This window comes from Natronogracilivirga saccharolytica, from assembly GCF_017921895.1.
Classification (GTDB): domain Bacteria; phylum Bacteroidota; class Rhodothermia; order Balneolales; family Natronogracilivirgulaceae; genus Natronogracilivirga; species Natronogracilivirga saccharolytica.
The window spans coordinates 346,743-365,215 of record NZ_JAFIDN010000003.1; the positions used below are offsets into that span (position 1 = coordinate 346,743).

The window sequence follows — 18,473 nt, forward strand, 5'->3', positions numbered from 1 at the left end:
GTTTAATTATGTGTTTTAGTGTGCGGATGATGCTGTGCCGGTGACGTGGCGGGCACTGGAAAAGCTGTGCCTGAATCATACGTCACAATATGAAAATTACGCTTATCAGTAAAGTGCAGACCGGAATATAATATGTAATCTTCAATGCAAGGAAAATGCAAAGAAATCTTCGCTTCAAATTATTGTTCCTTGCTGATTACCGACCCGGAAGTGATCATGTAGAAACGGGCACCTGGGGTGTCCGGAAGAGTGTGTGATCCGGTAAAACTGCCGAATGCGGGCATGATGATACTATTGTTTCGGACCCTGAAGCACGGCAATGTCACCGTCTGGCGGGCACGTCCGCGGATGCGGCATGAGGGATGCAGGTGGCCTGCAATGTAAGTCTGGTCATCCTGCGCTGGTGGCTCATGCGTCATCATGAAGGGACCGGCCTGAAGTGTGCTGACGCACTCCAATCCCAGTTGATGGTATGTTTCCTGATGCATAATGTCGTGGTTTCCCATGACAAGGATCATCTCCGGTTTGCGGAAGTGAGTGTCCCGCCACGTGTCAAAAGCCTTCATTACTTTACTGATACTGCTGTTTTCCGTGCTGTGAAACAAGTCCCCCAGAAATATGATGCGGGTAACCGATAAATCACTTATCAGCGCATGCAGCCGCAGCAGGTCGTCATCCGTACCTTTGCCGGGTACCGGAATGCCCTGCTGCTGGAATGTTTCGGCTTTACCAAAATGGGTGTCTGAAAGAATGAGCGTGCCGCCAGCCATCGCCTGATTATTCCGGGAGGGTTCGGATGCATCAGGCCAGTAAATCGCTTTTTGCGGAAGGAGCCAGAGTGTCTCTCCGGCTGCCTGCACGACACATCCACGGGAAAAATCGTATCTGTTCTGACTGAATAATTCAGGTTTTTGCATGGTATTTATGAAATAATCTGTTGCTGCATTTTTTTGATGCGATCCTCAAGCTCTTCCGAGCTCAGCTGGCCCCGCAGCCGGTCAGCAAGAATGGGAATGCAAAACGGCGACGGCTTTTGCAAAGGCTGGACTACGATCTCTTGTCCGGCAATCCGGTCCACAGCAGCTTTCAGCCGCCGGAGGTCTATCTGTCGGTTCAGCACTTCCGAGACAGCCTGCCCGATCAGCAAGTTCTCAGGATCATACTTCCTGAAAACGTCAAAAAGCATTTCCGAACTGGCTTGCAAGTGTCTGGCACCTTTTGGATTTCCCGGGTAACCGCTGAACACAAGACCCGCCACCCGTGCAATTTCCCGGAAGTGTCTGCGGGACATTTCCGATGCGTTGATGGCCGCGGTCAGGTCTGATACCAGGTCATCCGGAGAAAACAGGTCTTTGAGCAGATCCGGTGTAAGGTCAATATGCTGATCACTAAGCAGCTCAAAGCCGAAATCATTCATGGCGAGGGAAAAAGTGACCGGTATTTTCCGGGCAATCCGCCAGCTCACCAGTGAGGCCATGCCTTCGTGGATGGCCCGCCCTTCAACCGGATAAAAAAACAGGTGGTATCCTTCACGGCTTTTGAACTGCTCTGCAAGCAATTCATTATTCCTGGGAATGCGCGATCTTTCCGACTGTACGGTAATTATTCGGGCGATAGCTCTGGATTCGGCTGTGTCAAAAACACCTTCCGAAAGTTTCTCAAACACGGCCCTGATTTCACCTGCAAGCTGAGAGCTGAGCTGCATCCGTCCGCCCATCCACCGGCTGACAATGCCCCGCTTTTTCTTCGAACGCCTGACGTATACGGTCATGTCTTTCAGGCGCACGATAGTGAGCCATTTTCCTGCGAACAAAAATACGTCGCCACTCCGCATGCGTGAAATAAAAGACTCTTCAATTGTTCCGAGAAAGCCTCCCTTGAGATACTGCACTTTGAGGACAGGATCGTCCACTATGGTTCCGATCGAAAGCCGGTGCCGCCTGAGCTGCTTTTTGTCTGTCAGAGCGTACAGGCCGCCGGTATATTCCAGCTTTTTGTAATCCGGGTAGGACCGAAGCGCCTCTCCGCCGGTACTCAGAAACCGCAGCGCCCACTGCCACTCCGCATCTGTCAGATTCCGGTAAGTCACCGTTTTCCGGGTCATTGCCAGTGTATCATCCGGACTGAATCCGTTTCCTGCGGCCAGTGTCGACAAAAATTGCAGCAGGACGTCAAGCGGCTTGTCATATAGCGGCCGCGACTCGATACGGTTTGCAGATGCCGCGCGGTGCAGAGCATCAGCTTCAATGAGTTCCATTCCGTGAGTAGGCACAAACCAGATCCGGCTTTCGGATCCGGGCTGGTGTCCGCTTCGCCCGGCCCGCTGGAGATAACGGGCCACGCCCTTCGGGCTTCCGACTTGTATTACGGTTTCGACCGGACTGAAATCTACTCCCAGATCCAGACTCGATGTGCTGATAACCACCTTCAGTTTTTCATCCCTGATGGCCTGCTCCACCCATTCACGCAGTGACTTGTCTACCGACCCATGGTGAATGGCTATTTGTCCGGCCAGTCCCGGTTCGTATTCAAGCAGTTTCTGGTACCATACTTCCGTTTGTGACCGCGTGTTGGTGAAAAGCAGTGTTGTCCTGCTGTCGCCAATTATCTCTTCCACTTTGGGCAGCAGTTTAAGCCCCATGTGGCCGGCCCATGGAAAACGATCGGCGCGATCGGGAAGCAGGGTCTGCATCCGGATTTTTTTCTTAACTCCGGAGCGTATGAGCTTGAATTTCTGTTGCTGTTTATGATCGCTGCCTGCGAGGACGTTCATCGCCTCTTCAAGATTTCCAATCGTGGCGGACATCCCCCAGACGGAAAGCTCCGGCTGCAGATATCGCAAGTAGGCGAGGGCGAGTTCGGTCATTATACCGCGTTTGGAGCCTGTGAGCTCATGCCATTCGTCAGCAACTACCGTATCAAGACTGGAAAACAGCTCCTGGTTTTTGGAACCCGAGATAAGTACATGAAGACTTTCGGGAGTGGTGATGAGGCAATCCGGCGGCTTTCTGGTAATGGATGTCCGGGTTGCTGATGAAGAGTCACCTGTGCGTCTTTTGATATTCCAGTCTGTTTCCAGTTCGGCACAGATACGCTTCAGTGATTCTTCGGTGTCACGCGCCAGCGCACGGAGCGGTGTGATCCAGATGACCTTGATTTTCCGTGATGAGCGTGAGCTGACACTTTTTCCGGTCAGTTTTTCAATTATGGGAAGCCAGATGGCAGCGGTCTTGCCGGTACCGGTGGGCGCGTTCAGTAAACCGGAGTAACCCTCAAGATATGCCCGGTATGCTGCAACCTGATGTTCAAAGGGTTCCCACTTCCTTCCGGAATAAAAACGCTGCATCAGCGACGGAGAAAGCTCACTGTTCTTTTTGGGATGACGGATGTTATCAGTTGCCGGACGCTCTTTCATGGCTATCAGAACAGTCTGCACGGCAACCGGGTTTCCTCTGGCTAAACATCTTCCTGTGTTTCTGCCGGAACCGGTATTTCAAGTGTTATGGCTGTACCCTTGCCCGGCAGGGAATCGATCCACATCCGCCCGTTCATTTTCTGTGTGACATAGCACGCTTTGGTGAGTCCGAAACCGCCTCCCCGGGTTCTGTCGCCGGCGTTTTTGCCCCGGTAGCCGAAGTGTACAACCATGTCAATGTCCTGCTCGGGAATTCCGATGCCGTTGTCCCGGACCTCCAGGACAAGTTTTTCCCCGTCATTTGCAAGCAGTGCCGAGATCTGTCCGCCGGGTTTTGTGTATTTGCGGGAATTGGCGATCAGGTCTCGCAGGCAATCCTGAAGGATAGTCGGCATTACAATGGTTTCTTTATCCGGACTTTCGACAGTAAAGGTGAACAGATAGTCGTTTTCTTTCTGATCTGCCTGGTTGCCCACGATCCGGTATCTCCCCCTGCTGTTATTTTCTATCGCGCGGAGCATCTCCTCAAGATTGCTTTTAATATCACTTATTTTGAGTGATTTCCACATTTCAGGAGCGATCTTCTGATGAGTGTGCATCCTGACGAGGTTGTGCAATATCCGGAATAATGATCGTATGTTGTTGATGGTTTCATCAATGGCATCCCGGTTTTTTTCCGCGTCCGCAAAGTCCCGTATTTCGCTTGCAATCTCCTGTTCCACAAGGTTATGCAAATCCTGGATGTGATGTGATGACAGCAACGGAAAGCTGGTATCATCAAAAGCATTTTTAATCCGGCCTGCCATCCGGCGTGATCCGCTGAAAGCGTCGGCATTACCAAAGGATCCTGCAAGGGAGGCCAGATCATCGGCAAGGATGTTCAGTATATTGAGGTAGCTGTGGGAATAAAGAAGCGCTACCTGATTTTCCGTTAATGACAGAGCCCGTGATATTTCTTTTTTCATGATGTCAATCTAACCAAAAAATCATTTCAGATGAACAGGCAATCACGGGAGCTGTACTACGCACTGACTGAATACCGGCAATTTCACGGAAACGCGGTGTGATGCCGCCTATTTAATCAGCGTCATTCTGCGCACTTTGTGATAGTCCGTGTGCCCGTTTTGTGACATAACCTGCATCCGGACAACATATATCCCGCTGGCCCACCTGTCCGCATCAATCTGAAGCTGATGCCTGCCGGCATTCTGCATTCCTTCATCGAATGTGGCAACACGCCTTCCGTCAACAGAATAGACCGTAATAACCACGTTTCCGGCTTCGGGAAGCTCGTAGGGTATGGTGGTCCGGTTATTGAATGGATTCGGATAATTCTGGCCAAGACGGTAGGCTTCCGGTTTTGAAGTGTCATCATCACTCTGGCCGGCAGAGGTGTCAACGGAGCGAAACACGGCAGTGAGTTCCAGATCATCTTCCGAAGTTATGGTCAGAAGTGAATCATGATGATCCGGATATTCTTTCCATCCCTCGAATATGTGACCGCTGTCGGGAACAGCAGTAAACGTTATGGGATAATCCTTGAAATAGGTTCCGCTCCAGGGCCATGGATCATCGGAAACACCGCGGGTACTGCCCTTTACAGCCATATCATTAATGCGAATATGCCCGCCTGTTCCTGAACGGCTTTGCTCTGAGGTCGTCATTTTCCCGACAATATCCCCGTTGTCCGCGTTGTTCCCGGAAAGGGACTCTTCGCCGAACGTTTCCGAAACATCAAGGGTAACCCGTATGGTATCGGAAAGCTCATCGAAATATCCGATCATGTGACTGCGATGGGCGGCCGGCCGGTCCGAAGCGAAATTTTTCAGAAATTGAATGTGCGCATGCCAGTTTTGCAGACTGGTGGGATACTGCCAGCGGCTGATATGTTCTTCAATGACGGGCGCAATGGCTTCCCGGTAGTGCCGGATGTGCTCCCGGACATATTCCGGTGAGAAGAACGTGTTCATGTAATTTGCGGAGCGGTTGATGAATTTGCTCCGAAAGGTCTCGTTCTTCAGAAGGCGGCTCAGCTCAATGGTGGACCAGCCCGGATTCGGCGCTTTGTCACTGGGTGTTCCCGTAGCAATGGCAAGCATATCAAGGAAGGCATCCTCATCCGGATCACCATGGCCGCGTGATGGATCCCGGTGGCCAAAGCCATAATCCGTGTCCACAAGCATGTATCGCCACCGCCCGTCCCGGCCGGGGCCGGCATCCGGATCATATTCGGTCTGATACCGGAAAAAATCGCGGTTGTTTCCCGGCCAGTCCCGGTTGGCAATGTAAATATTCGTGATGTTGTAATCGATGAAGTTGTCGATATCCAGCATGGTGGTGATATGCGCGTAATGGGAGCTGTCCTGCATGTCGTTACCGGACAAGTAGTCCCGGTACTCGTCATAATGACTTCGCGAACCTTCCTTGACCGTGGAAAACTGGGTCATCAGATCAATGCGGTCATCGGGAATATCATAGGTTCTGCTGATGTAGTGACGGTCATAGCGCTCGCGTATATTCATGATGCCCCAGAACTCCCCGTTCAGAAAAACCACCGCGGGACGATATGCCTGGGTGTCAAAATTAAGATGGTCCACCAGCCCCTGTGCCATGGCATCGCGGAACATGGTGGAAAACAGGAAGAAATCCTGACCGGAGTTGCGGAGTATGAGCCGGTTGTAGGAGGGAGGGTCGTCTCCCGCACCGAAATGAGGGCCGTCATACTCCGGACGGGAATCGGGATGATCAAAAAACGGGTAGTCAAACCGCCGCTCTCCGTATTCACTTCGGGCATAAAGACGAAGCGACTTCAGCGGGAGGGATCGTGATGTGCTGCCGTGAATCCGGATGCCGATGTCCTGGGCAAGCACCCGCCCTTCGCCGGGCTCGAAAAGCTCGAAGCCGGCATGTCGCTCCCACTCTCTGCCGCGGTAGAAGTAGTTTCCGTAGGGCATGCCCCAGGGGGGATTGAAAAAGCCATCCTCATAACGCTTTCCGGGAATGTAAATGCCGTCCTCGTGATCAAAAAAACCGTGCGGATCCGTAGTTATGGAGACCACAGGAAGCGGATACCTGCTTGCCGACGGATCGCTCCGGCTGTAAACTTCTGCATCATGTTCACCGGCTGCTGCGCCTTCATCGCCGGTCACAAAATAGGTGTTTGTGATAATTCGCGATGGCATGGCACCGTCACGGAAACCACGGATTCGCAGGTTAGTTGCCAGAAACGGTGGTTCTTCGGGTTCCCTCCAACGCCGGTTTTCGGGCATTTCAGGCGGATTTGTCGGGATCAGGGATAACAGATCACCGTCCGGCTGGCGCTTGCTGATGGTCATGGTGTCCGGCCAGACAGGGTCATTTTCATCTGGCTCGGATCCATCCAGGGTGTAATGAAGCCGGGTTCCGGGTTCGCTTGTAACAGTGAGAGTGATGGGACCGTCATAAAAACCGCCGGAGTGCGACGGTTCCGGATCGGCGACCTGATCATCCCACGACGGCTGCCTGTTCGGACTGGCCGGGGTGGGGAAGTTGAAAAAACGCCAGTTGTCGGTTCCGTCCGGATAGCGGCCGTACGATATGTCGGACGGAATGCGGGTCGGCGGGACATGGTCGATCCGCTCCCCGGTTTTGTGGTGAGTCAGCAGCACCTCTTCACCGGCCTGTGCAATACTGAAGCTGGTGTGCAGCTCTGCGTCAGGATCCCGCCGGTCTTTGCCCGATGCCCAGACAAGCAGATAATCTCCAGGGGCCAGCTGTACCCCCTCGGGAAACGTCCATCGGAAGGGGCGGTCGTAATCATCGGAGAGTCCGTGAAACGACAGATCGGCAGTATCGGAGCCGGCGTTGTAAAGCTCGATCCAGTCCTCATAATCCCCGTCAGCATCGGCATAGGTCGTGTTGTTGGATGCCAGGATCTCATTGATGACCACCCGGGGTCCGGCTTCCGAAATATGCACGAAACCCATTATCGCGCACAGCGTTATCAGGAGGGTGAATGATGTTGCATACGTTCTGTCCGGACTCATTTTGCCGGGTTTGCATCGGAGTTGTTCTGTGCTGACAAGCTAAGGAAGTATTTGCTTAACGAACAATCACCATTTTGATTGACTCGCGGACAGGATTGCCTCCGGACTGCGGCTCCATGTTCAGCCGGGCAATGTAGACACCGCTGGCCATGCCGGAGGCATCGACACGGACGGAATGTTCGCCGGGCTGCTGCGTTCCTTCACGGATACTGCGCACCAGCCGGCCGTCAGCACTGTAAATGTCCAGTGTTACAGCCGCATTTTCGGGAAGCTGATACGGAATAACGGTCTGGTTGTTAAACGGGTTTGGGTAGTTTTGCTTTATCCGGAATTGATCCGGGATTTCCTTCGCTTCCTCAGATACGACTGTCAGGCGGCGAAATTCGGCAAGAAGGTGGATATCTTCTCCCGGTTTCAGCTTTACGTTTTCCTCCGTTGAATAGACTATGGTATCATCCTCAACAACCTGCAGCCAACGCTCAAAAACTGCCTCTTCTGCGGGTTTTGCAGACAGGGTGGATGTGAGTTCGCGGGGATAGGTGCCGGTCCAGGGCCACGGGTCGGCTTCAACACCCTCGGTCGATCCGGTGATGTCGATGGAGTTGACCCGGACATGTCCTAGTGCTGGGTCGGATACATCTACGGTCAGATCTGATGTCCGGTAGCCGGTCCGGTCCAGAAGGTGATCCCATTGATATTCTTGACGCTTTTCAACAAACTCGCGCATGACATTGACTTCATCCACCCATTCCTGCTTTGAGATGACAGGCCGGTAAAAATGGTCCCAGACCTCCGGTTCGTTTTTGTTCCACCGGATGATATGTTCTTTGATTTCGGGTTCGTAAATCGCCTTCATGGAGTCCAGAACGGCCTCCATCCGTTCCGGGCGGAATGTGGTGTTGAGCATATCGGCAAAACGCAGGTAAAAATCCTCACGAAACGACCGGTTTTGCATAAGTTCGCGGAACATCATCGTGGACCAGTTATCATCAAAAACATGGTCGAACATATTCCGGGTATGTGCGCGCCGGTCGAGCAGCCGGGGCCCGTCCCAGTCGTTGGGGACAAACGGGAAATTTTCCGATTGCCACCCGAAGCCGAAATCCATGTCGAACATCATCCAGCGCCAGCGGCCGTCCTGTTCGGGGATATCCGCATCCGGATTGTAGTCGCTTTGATACCGCCAGTAGTCGATGTTGTTGTGGGGCCAGTCGGTATTCCGCGCATATATCTGGGCTATATAGTAGTCACGGAAGTTTTCGGTGTCCATCATCGTTTGAATGTGTTCCAGGTGCTCGTCATCCCGGGCGCCGTGCTGTTCAAAGTAGGATACCAGCCCGTCATAATGGTCGCGGGACCCGTCCTTCAGAACGGCGTTACCGGTCATCAGGTCAACCTCTTCGCGGTCAACATCGTAATGGGTCTCCAGAAAATGGATGTCAAAACGCTCGCGGATGTTGTACAGGCCCCAGTACTCTCCGTTGATAAACACCTTGACCGCCCTGGCTGCCTGAGTGGGAAAATTCATGTGCTTTACGGTTTCCTGGATGTAGGCGTCGCGGAACATGGTCATGGTTACATCCTGCCCGGAATGCCGCAGTATCAGACGGTTGAAGTTGTCCAGATCCATCTCCGGGAAGAAACGATAGCGGAACCGACTGGTGCCGTAATCACTTCGCGAATACAAACGGAAGCTTTTTTGCGGGAAATGCCGGGATGCACCGCCGTGTATCCTGACGCCAATGTCCTGCGAAACTACCTGCGATCCGTCGGTCTCATACATTTCCATGTGCATCGGGCGCTCCCAGTCGTGCCCGCGTCCGGCAAAATTGGCATCGGCTCCAAGGCCGTGCCGTTGCCCGTCCTCGTCCCATCGCCGGCCCAGCACATAAATCCCGCGGTCATATCCGAACAGGCTGTCGGCATGCGAACTCAGAGAAATAACCGGAACAGAGTAGCGATCATCGCCGCGTTCATCCACAAAATAGGTTTGGGTAACCACATCACTGCGGACACCGCGTCCGAAAGCGGCTGCCCGGACTACCGTTCCTTTGAACACCTTCTCGATGGGCGGGGCGGCATTCCCGTAATTATTGGATATTTCGATGATGGTGGAAAGGTCGTTGGGCTCGTCGGACCGGTCGGTTATCCGGATGGGGTCCCGGTACCGCTGTGAGGCTGCAGTGGGAACCGAACCATCCAGGGTGTAACGAATTTCATATCCCTCTTCGGCAGAGAGTGCGATGTCGATGGAGTCCTGATAGAATCCGCCTTTTTTCGAAAAGGTGACGGCCTCAGGGATCAGGGCATGATCACCATCGGTATTGGATTCACCGGGGGTTGGGTTCCGGAAGAAGACCCAGTTGTCGCTGCCGTCCGGATCGCGGCCATAGGACTGGTCCGAAGGAATTTCGATGGGGTCGATTTCGTCGAGGCGTTCACCTGTCTGAAAATGGGTGAGCAGCACTTCTTCTCCGGCCTGGGCAATACTGAAATTGGTATGGAGCTCTCTTTCGGGATCGTTACGGTCTTTTCCGGAAGCCCATACCAGTAGAAATTCGCCGGCGCCGATGACCGTACCCTCCGGAAAGGTCCATCGAAACGGCCGGTCAAAATCGTCGGAGAGTCCGAAATGGCTGATGTCGAATGGCTCGTCTCCGGTATTGTATAATTCGATCCAGTCTTCGTAGTCACCGTCTTCATCAGCGAGGGTGGAGCTGTTTGATGACTGAACTTCGTTTATCAGTACCTGCGCATCTGAAGGCGATGCGGCGGCAATCAGGAGAATTGCGAGCAGCAATGCGGCGCCGGTCTGCCTGAAAACAGAAAAACCTGGTAATTCCATGATCATGTATTGTCCCTGTAGCATTATTATATCCAACTGACAAGATAGTCAATTTATTTTTAAAGGCTATTCGGGGGGGCGACGCAGCAAATAAAAAAAGCGGAAACGGGCTTGTCACCGGGACAATTCCGCTTCCGCTTCAGTAAGGGACACGAGAAAAAAACATTGCGAAGCCGGTCAGAAGCCGCTCCGCAATGCCGCGCAAGGCTCTTCTATTTGACCATCATCATGCTTCGTGTCTGTTCAAATTCGCCTGCCTGCAGGCGGTAGATGTACGTACCGCTCGAAAGTCCGCCGGCATCGAAGCTGACTTCGTATTCACCGGGACCCTGTGTTTCGTTAACAAGCCGGGCTACTTCCTGGCCGAGCGTGTTGTAAACCACAAGTGTAACCGAAGCTTCTTCCGGAAGCTCGTATCTGATTTGCGTATCCGGGTTGAATGGGTTCGGATAATTCTGCTTGAGGGTGAAGGATTCCGGATTTTCAGCAAGCTCATCCGCACTGGTTTCTGTGGGAAGCCCGAGCGTAAGGGAGAAGGTTTCTTCGGCATGACGCGCAGTGTCACCGGCACTGGCTGTAACATTCCAGTAGGCGGTTATTGATTCACCTTCAGCAAGACCCTGATCCATCAGGAAATCCTGAAGCTGACCTATGGTAAGCGTGAGCTGGGTATCTTCTCCGTCATTATCCGATTTACTTTCCAGCAGCACATCATCCAGATCACTGTCACCGGCAAGTGTCCAGTCGTAGGTCAGTTCATTTGAGGCAACGGATCCGGCCTCTTCCCATTCAATGACCACTTCCTGATCTTCATCTCCTTCAACCGTGAGGTCGGTTTCGTCTGCTGGTGCAACCAGGGCAAACGGCTCGATGTTGGCTATGGTGGTGTAGCTCCAAACCTCTGACCATTCTCCTTCAGTGTCATCGGTCAGAGCGCGGACTCGCCAGTAGTAGGTCTGGGCGTAGTCGCGTTCACCGAAGGTGTGGCAGCCGGACTCATCGACCCTTTCACTTACGACCGGGTCTTCGAACTCTTCGTTCTCATCGACCTGGATTTCATAGCCCGCAGAGGCATGTTCATTGCTGCCCCAGCAGTAAACGGTGTTGTCGTCAACCTCACGAGCTCCGGCTTCCGGCGACTCCAGGGCTACCGGTTCGGGGACAACCGGTTCTTCCGGTTCGGCTATTTGGACCACCTCGCTGAACTGACTGGTGTTGCCGTCACTGTCGGTAGCAGTGGCAACGATCGTTGCATCATCCGGAATGGAAGTTCCGAATGCCGGCTCTACTGATCCCAGGGCCCAGCTGGTAGCGTCACCATCGGAGTAGCTGACCGATCCCAGGTATGTTTTTCCCTGCTGCTCTTCATTTTCAACAAGGTAAAGGTCGATGTCAAGGGGATAAGCAGCATTCCCGGCATTGGTGCGGACACGGTATCGGAACTCTATCTGACCGCTGTTCGGATTGTATGTGGTTTCCTCTTCATCAAACTCCGGAAAATTCTGAAGATTGTTCGGACCGGCATCTCCGCCGCCCACATCCACATTATCCATTCCCAGGTTGATACCGCCGCTGTTGGCAAATATGCTGTTGCCGCGAATGGCATTATTGACAGCATCTTCCTCAGCTCGACCAAGATCCACAGCGTATTCGGTATTGTAAGCAATGATATTGCCTTTTCCGGCTGATCCTGCTTCATCGGAAACCGTTTCACCGGCGGCGTAACCGATGATGTTATCAGTGGGATGGCTATCGGATGAAGTTATGAGATTTATCCCGGTGGCGTTAGGAATTGGATTTCCATCAGTATCGACACCAATATAATTACCCTCTATGCGGGCACGTGTAAAACCAAGAACCGTGAAAATTCCTTCTGAAGTATTGTAACCGATGATGTTGCCGTCACCGCTACCGGAGCCGATACGTATATCAAGATCATTCCAGTTCTGGGATAACCTGATACCCGTTTTATTACCGATATCATCACCGTCTTCATTGGTCCCGATATAATTGTTCAGAATGGATATACTGCTGCCTTCGGCATTGAACAAAGTAAGTGCTACTCCGGTATTGTTGTTTCCAATTACGTTTGCATCGGAAATATCTTCGGAGCCCAGGGTGTTGTCACCTTGGGCAAACTGGACACCATACAACTCCTGGTCGTAAACCTCATTTCTCACCACTGTGTTGTCTGTTGACCGAACCAGAATGCCGATACGATTGTTGGCAACCAGAGAACTTCTTACCTCATTGCCAGTTCCGCTTTGGATCAGGATACCATATTCCTGTCCGACTTCTTCTCCGTTCGAATTGGTGCCGATTAGATTTCTGCGGATACTGTTGTCGTTCCCTTCAACATAGATACCGGCCTCCTCGGAATTTGCTATAGTATTGGCCGCAGCTCCACCGCCACCAACGGTATTATTGGAACTGAACAGGGCTACACCCGATGAATCATTTCCAAATTCGGCCAGATCGTCTCTCGAATCCCTTTCACCATTGTGAGGCAGACCGATGTAGTTGCCGAAAATGGTCTGGTTATCCGCCTCTGCGATGATACCGCCCTGGTCATTGTTAGAGATGGTGTTGGGTCCCGAAAGGAAGGAGCTTCCGATAACATTATCCTGTCCGGCAGACGCGGCAATCTTGATACCGGTACCACGGTTGCCCCAGGAAGGACGAAACGTGTCGCCGGAAGTTCCGGGTCGCAGGCCGATAATGTTGTCTCCCACCAGTGATGCTGCTGATCCTTCATCAATAAGGATACCGTTTTCGTCCGTATTCAACACGATATTGCCGGAGATCTGTGTAATGTTTGAGGCGCCTGTATCAGAAGCACCACGTACAACAATACCATTTCCTCCGATATCACCGGGATTTACGGCAACTCCGGGTGATAAACGGATTCCAATGATATTGTTCTCGATGGTATAACCAGTACCACCTGTCAGCAGGATACCATTGTTTGTGAAATTGATGATTCCCAGACTGTTGACGGTAGAACCGTTACTGCCTGACCGGAAACGTAATGCACTGATATTGAACCGCTCAGGTCCCGTAAAATCGAGATAGACTCTGGGCAGCTCATTGTCTTCATCATACAGGGGATGCGTTGTGCCGTCGATGGTCAGCTCGTTTTCAATCCAGGGAAGACCCGATTCAATGGAGATGATGGAAAGCTGATCATTGACAAAGGCCGCATCGGTTGTGGGTATCTGATTGGAAAAGTTGATGGTCACCGGATCGGATACTTCATTTGCTTCCTGAATGGCCGCACGCATGGTGCATTCGACAAGCTGGTCTCCATTGGCGGAAACAGTTTCACCGGTATCGCAATTGCCGTCACCCACGGTTTCGGCAGGCAGGTCGGACAGGGAATTGACCGTAAAGGTTGTTTGTCCCATGGATGATGTTGCAAAACCAGCAAGCAGAACCATCAGGATGCAGCTTTTTAGCGCTTTTAGAGGGTAAATCATTCTTGTAGTAGCGGTTTGTGACATATTGCTCCTTTTCTGTTTTTTTTTACGTCTTCTGATGATAGACAAAACGCTTCACTGCAAGTGTATGTGCAGTATTGAGTGTCAAAAACGGGCAAGGGGTAATCGTCAAACTGTAGAAGATTACTCAACTGATGAAGAACCAATCACAGGACATCAGGCATGTATATGAGTCATCTGCCTGTTATTGTGATCCTTTACCAACTGCCGCGTTTATTTGAAGAACGGCCTAATGTATTGATATATAAGAGCCATGTCAATAAGAAAAATAAAAACTACTTCTTGTGGCGCGTTTCAAGTTCGGATACAAGGTCTTGGAGCGTCATGTCTTCACTTGAGAGCAGCATCATCAGATGGAAAAGCAGGTCGGATGCCTCGTAGGTGAACTCTTCACGTGAGTTTTTTACGGCAATGACGGTTTCCACCGCCTCTTCGCCCACTTTCTGGGCAAGTTTGTCACGGCCGGCACGGAACATCTTGCTGGTATATGATCCCTCGGGCAGCTGCTCTTTGCGCTCATACAGCAGCTCTTCCAGTTCTTTCAGAAAGGCCAGATCATTGCTGTAAGGTTTCTGATGAAAACAGGATGTTTCGCCCGTGTGGCAGGTAGGTCCGGCCGGTATGGCTTCAACCAGCAGTGCATCTTTATCGCAGTCTTCCTGGATTTCCACCAAGTGCAGCACATTGCCTGATTCTTCTCCTTTCATCCAGAGCCTTTGTCTGGATCGGCTGTAAAAGGTTACTTTTTTCGTATCCAGTGTTTTCTGAACAGCGTCCCGGTCCATATACCCCAGCATGAGGACCTGTTTGGTTCGGCTGTCCTGAATAACCGCCGGTATCAATCCGTCAGAGGATGAAAAATCAAGCTTGTCAACTGCGATCATAAAAATGGCATTAATGTGTGAGGTAATTACAGCCTGACGGGGATGCCGCTGTCATGCATCACCCGTTTCAGATCCGAAATTTCGATTTCACGGAAGTGGAAAATACTGGCAGCAAGTACGGCATCGGCCTGCCCTACTGTAACAGCATCGATACAATGCTCCACCGTTCCCGCTCCGCCGCTGGCTATCAGCGGAATGGAAACGGTCGATGATATTTTCGAGAGCAACGTATTGTCAAAACCGATTTTCGTTCCGTCGCGGTCCATGCTGGTCAGCAGAATCTCACCGGCGCCGCGCCGGGCCACCTCTTCGCACCAGTCAACGGCATCAAGGCCGGTATCTTTTTGTCCGGCATTAATATATACATTCCAGGAGCTGCCTTTGGACTTGGCATCCACCGCCGCAACAATACACTGCGACCCGAAACGGTCGGCGGCTTCGGTAATCAGTCCGGGATTGCGCACGATGCTGCTGTTCAGGGATACTTTGTCAGCACCAGCGTGAAGCAGTGCCGCTATTTCATCAGTGCTGCGTATTCCGCCTCCCACTGTAAAGGGAATCCGGATATGACGGGCGATGTCCTGAACCAGGGGCACAAGTGTTTTACGTTTTTCATTGGTGGCGGTGATGTCGAGAAAGACAAGCTCATCGGCTCCTTCTTCAGAGTAGCGTCCGGCCAGTTCAACCGGATCACCGGCATCTATGAGCCCGACAAAATTTACACCTTTGACCGTCCGGCCGTTTTTTATATCAAGACAGGGAATGATTCGTTTTGCCAGCAAAATTCTGCGATTTAAAATTACATTGTGATATCATATACTTCATTACGTTACAACAGAGTTAACCTGTTATAATCACCGTCAATAATACACAAAATAGACCAGATATGTTGCCATTAGTAAAAGGTTTCCCTTTCCTTATTCTGACCTTCTCGCTTTTTCTTTTTATTTCGGCCTGTAATGGCGAGGAGGAAGTGGAGCCTGCACCGGAGGCCGAAGTTGAACTGACATCAGAGGAAGCTTTTTTTGAAACCATGCGCACATTTTGCGGCGAGGAGTTCTATGGAGAAACCACCTATATCGACGATCCTGACGATGAAATGGCTGATGCCGAACTCCGTATTCATCTGGCAGAATGTGATGAAAACGAAATCCGGATTCCGTTCCATGTTGATGACGATGCCTCCAGAACCTGGATCCTGACCATGGATGATGAGGGATTGCTTTTCAAGCACGACCACCGGCATGAAGACGGAACACCCGAAGATATTACCAACTATGGCGGATACGCTGATCATCGCGGGGATGCCTACCATCAATATTTTCCGGCTGATGAAGAAACTGCCGAAATGCTCCCCGAAGCTGAGACCAACGTCTGGATGATTGAAGTGGACCTGGAAGAGATGAAACTTATCTACGACCTCCAGCGTCACAATGAGCCGCGCTATCGTGCCGAATTTGTATTGCAGGAAGAAGCACCCGGCCAGGAGCAGCAGCAACTCTGAAATTGACCGCCGCCGGAACATGCCCGCTCAAAACATGCGTGCCTGTTCCTTTATAAATAACACTTAACTCCATCACGCTCATGAATCCGGACCTTATCTCCGGAAACCGGCACGACACCGCTGTTGTGCCGGTTCCATTTTATCTGAAATGGCTGATTCTGCCGTTTGCTGCAATGATTTTTCTGCCGGCAGTTCTGTCAGCATCACAGAAGGGACAAAAACAGCTGGATCTTACCGTTTATCAGGGGTTCGGCTGGATACAGGACACCAGAACTTTTGAGCTGGTGGAAGGATCAAATGAAATTCGGTTCCCCGGCATCGCCAGACAGCTCGATACCGGATCGGTACGGCTTGAAAGTGACGGGGAGCTGATCTCCCTGCGAACCGATATGGGGCATTACGGCTGGGATGATACTTTTGAGGATCTGAAAGGTGAGCAGGTCCGGCTGATCAGCAGCTACGGTGAGCTTGTGGAGGGAAAAATAAGCGATTATGTTCACGGCCGCCTCTATCTGGAAAAAAGTGACGGCAAGTACACCATGATTCCCAATCCGCACAGCTACCGGGTGGAGCTTAAGGAACTTCCCGGCCCACCCGCTTCCGGAGCAAATATCCTGGCCCGGGTGAACATGCATTCTGCCGGGGAATTCCCTGTTACACTTTCGTATGTTCTGGGTAACATCGGATGGAGAATGGACTATTCCCTTGTTGTTGATGAAGATACCGGAACCGGCGTGCTGACCGGACTGGCCGGTATCCGCAATGATACCGGAACGGATTTTAAACAGGCTTCAGTCAGACTGGTTGCCGGACAGATCAATGTGAGACCGGGTCATTTTCATGCTCCGGCAGATGCCAGGGGAGAAGTTGCGGCAATGGCCGAACAGGCTGATACGCAGCCTGACCGGTATTCTGATTTTTATGTCTATGAGATATCTGAAAAACTGGACCTTGAAAAGCACGGGATGTACCAGGTACCTCTTGTATCATCGGAAAAGGTGTCTTTCCGGAAGCAGTACCGCCATATGATACGTCCATTCTCCGGAAGCAGTGATGACCCGCAAAACGCGGACATCCGTTTTATTTTCTCCAATACGGAAGAGGATGGATTGGGCAAACCGTTGCCGGCGGGCAATGCGCGGGTATATGCAAGGGAGGCAGAGGGGAGTGTCCGGCTGATCGGGCAGGACCGCATTTCACATACATCCTCCGGAGATGAAATCCGTCTGGGCACGGGCAAGGCGTTTGACATCCGCGTCATCGAAACCGTGACCGGGAGAGAGGAGATAAGCCGAAACGTCCGCGAGGAGGACCGGAAAATCACGGCGAAGAACGAATCAGAAGAACCGGTAACCGTCACGCTTGAACTTCCGCTGCACCGGAATATCACTGTTACAGCATCCGATACAGATCCCGTGAGTGAAACAGCAGACCGGAAGGTATACGAGATCAGTGTTCCTGCGGAAGGAGAGCAGACGTTCAGCATTACGCTTCGTCAGGGGAACTGATGCCCGTAAGCTGATATTTACGCATCTTCATGAAAGGAGAGCATCTCTTCAAGGGAGATTTTTCCTTCATAGTAGGCGCGTCCTATCACGACACCATAAAGTCCTTCAATGGCAAGCTGTCGCAGGTCTTCTGTACTTGCAACGCCGCCTGATGCAATAGTGTTTACCATCGGATATCGCTGCGCTATTTCGTTGTAAAGTCCCGAGTTTACACCGGTAAGCATACCGTCCCGTGAAATATCGGTGCACAGAATGGTTTTTACTCCGACACGCACCATGCTGCCGAGGAAATCCATCGCATCTTCATCGGAAATGCGCTCCCATCCGCCATAGGCCATTTTGCCGTCCTTGATATCAAGGCCAAGGATGCATGTGTCCCCGCCATAGATATCCAGCGAGGCAATCCATTCATCCGGACGCTGAACGGCCATGGAGCTGCTGACTATACGGGATACGCCGACATCCATCAACGTCTGGATGTCTCCCCGGCTGCGGATACCTCCGCCAAACTGAACACTCACACCGGTTTTTTCAATAATATTTTCAATGACCGGCAAATTCATGAAACGGCCTTCGCGTGCCCCGTTGAGATCAACAACATGTATATGCGTGAAACCCGCTTCGCGAAATTTCTTGACAAAGGAGGCCGGATTATCAGAATAAACCGTAACCTCTTCGTAGTCGCCTTTTTTAAGCCGGACAACCTGCCCGTTAAGCAAATCGATAGCTGGAATAACTTGCATCGTTTAAAACACCTGTACTTATACTATTAATAAATGACTTATCTGTTTTCAG

General features: G+C 51.7%; 11 protein-coding genes. 2 read left to right on the forward strand and 9 right to left on the reverse strand.

What is annotated here, in order from left to right:
• Positions 1–179: 179 nt before the first annotated feature.
• From pdeM to hisF, 8 genes are all read right to left on the reverse strand, one after another.
• The gene (gene pdeM, locus NATSA_RS05890) at positions 180–917 is read right to left on the reverse strand and encodes a ligase-associated DNA damage response endonuclease PdeM (protein ID WP_210511077.1); all 738 of its coding nucleotides are present in this window, start codon (positions 915–917) and stop codon (positions 180–182) included.
• Positions 918–922: 5 nt separating this feature from the next.
• Positions 923–3,436, reverse strand: a complete 2,514-nt coding sequence (locus tag NATSA_RS05895; RefSeq protein WP_336244689.1) for a ligase-associated DNA damage response DEXH box helicase — start codon at positions 3,434–3,436, stop codon at positions 923–925.
• Between the two features lie 20 nt (positions 3,437–3,456).
• A complete protein-coding gene (locus tag NATSA_RS05900; RefSeq protein WP_210511078.1) occupies positions 3,457–4,380 on the reverse strand; it encodes a sensor histidine kinase in 924 nt (307 codons plus the stop codon).
• A 108-nt stretch (positions 4,381–4,488) separates the two neighbouring features.
• Positions 4,489–7,440 carry a CotH kinase family protein gene (locus NATSA_RS05905; protein ID WP_210511079.1) on the reverse strand — a complete coding sequence of 984 codons (2,952 nt, stop codon included), beginning with the start codon at positions 7,438–7,440 and terminating at the stop codon, positions 4,489–4,491.
• A gap of 55 nt (positions 7,441–7,495) precedes the next feature.
• A complete protein-coding gene (locus NATSA_RS05910; protein ID WP_210511080.1) occupies positions 7,496–10,285 on the reverse strand; it encodes a CotH kinase family protein in 2,790 nt (929 codons plus the stop codon).
• Between the two features lie 212 nt (positions 10,286–10,497).
• Entirely contained in the window at positions 10,498–13,761 is a 3,264-nt protein-coding gene (locus tag NATSA_RS05915; RefSeq protein WP_210511081.1) for a T9SS type A sorting domain-containing protein, read from the reverse strand.
• A 296-nt stretch (positions 13,762–14,057) separates the two neighbouring features.
• Positions 14,058–14,666, reverse strand: coding sequence for a bifunctional phosphoribosyl-AMP cyclohydrolase/phosphoribosyl-ATP diphosphatase HisIE (hisIE, locus tag NATSA_RS05920; protein ID WP_210511082.1), 609 nt, complete (start codon positions 14,664–14,666; stop codon positions 14,058–14,060).
• A 26-nt stretch (positions 14,667–14,692) separates the two neighbouring features.
• Positions 14,693–15,448: an imidazole glycerol phosphate synthase subunit HisF gene (gene hisF / locus NATSA_RS05925; RefSeq protein ID WP_210511083.1), complete on the reverse strand. Its 756-nt coding sequence runs from the start codon at positions 15,446–15,448 to the stop codon at positions 14,693–14,695.
• A gap of 104 nt (positions 15,449–15,552) precedes the next feature.
• Here hisF and NATSA_RS05930 point away from each other — a divergent pair, with 104 nt between their 5' ends.
• Together NATSA_RS05930 and NATSA_RS05935 are read left to right on the forward strand one after the other, a co-directional pair.
• Positions 15,553–16,170, forward strand: a complete 618-nt coding sequence (locus NATSA_RS05930; protein WP_210511084.1) for a hypothetical protein — start codon at positions 15,553–15,555, stop codon at positions 16,168–16,170.
• Positions 16,171–16,250: 80 nt separating this feature from the next.
• The gene (locus NATSA_RS05935; protein WP_210511085.1) at positions 16,251–17,678 is read left to right on the forward strand and encodes a DUF4139 domain-containing protein; all 1,428 of its coding nucleotides are present in this window, start codon (positions 16,251–16,253) and stop codon (positions 17,676–17,678) included.
• A 17-nt stretch (positions 17,679–17,695) separates the two neighbouring features.
• Here NATSA_RS05935 and hisA read toward each other — a convergent pair whose 3' ends face one another.
• On the reverse strand, positions 17,696–18,421 hold the full coding sequence (hisA, locus tag NATSA_RS05940) for a 1-(5-phosphoribosyl)-5-[(5-phosphoribosylamino)methylideneamino]imidazole-4-carboxamide isomerase (protein WP_210511086.1): 726 nt from the start codon (positions 18,419–18,421) through the stop codon (positions 17,696–17,698).
• Between the last annotated feature and the right edge of the window lie 52 nt (positions 18,422–18,473).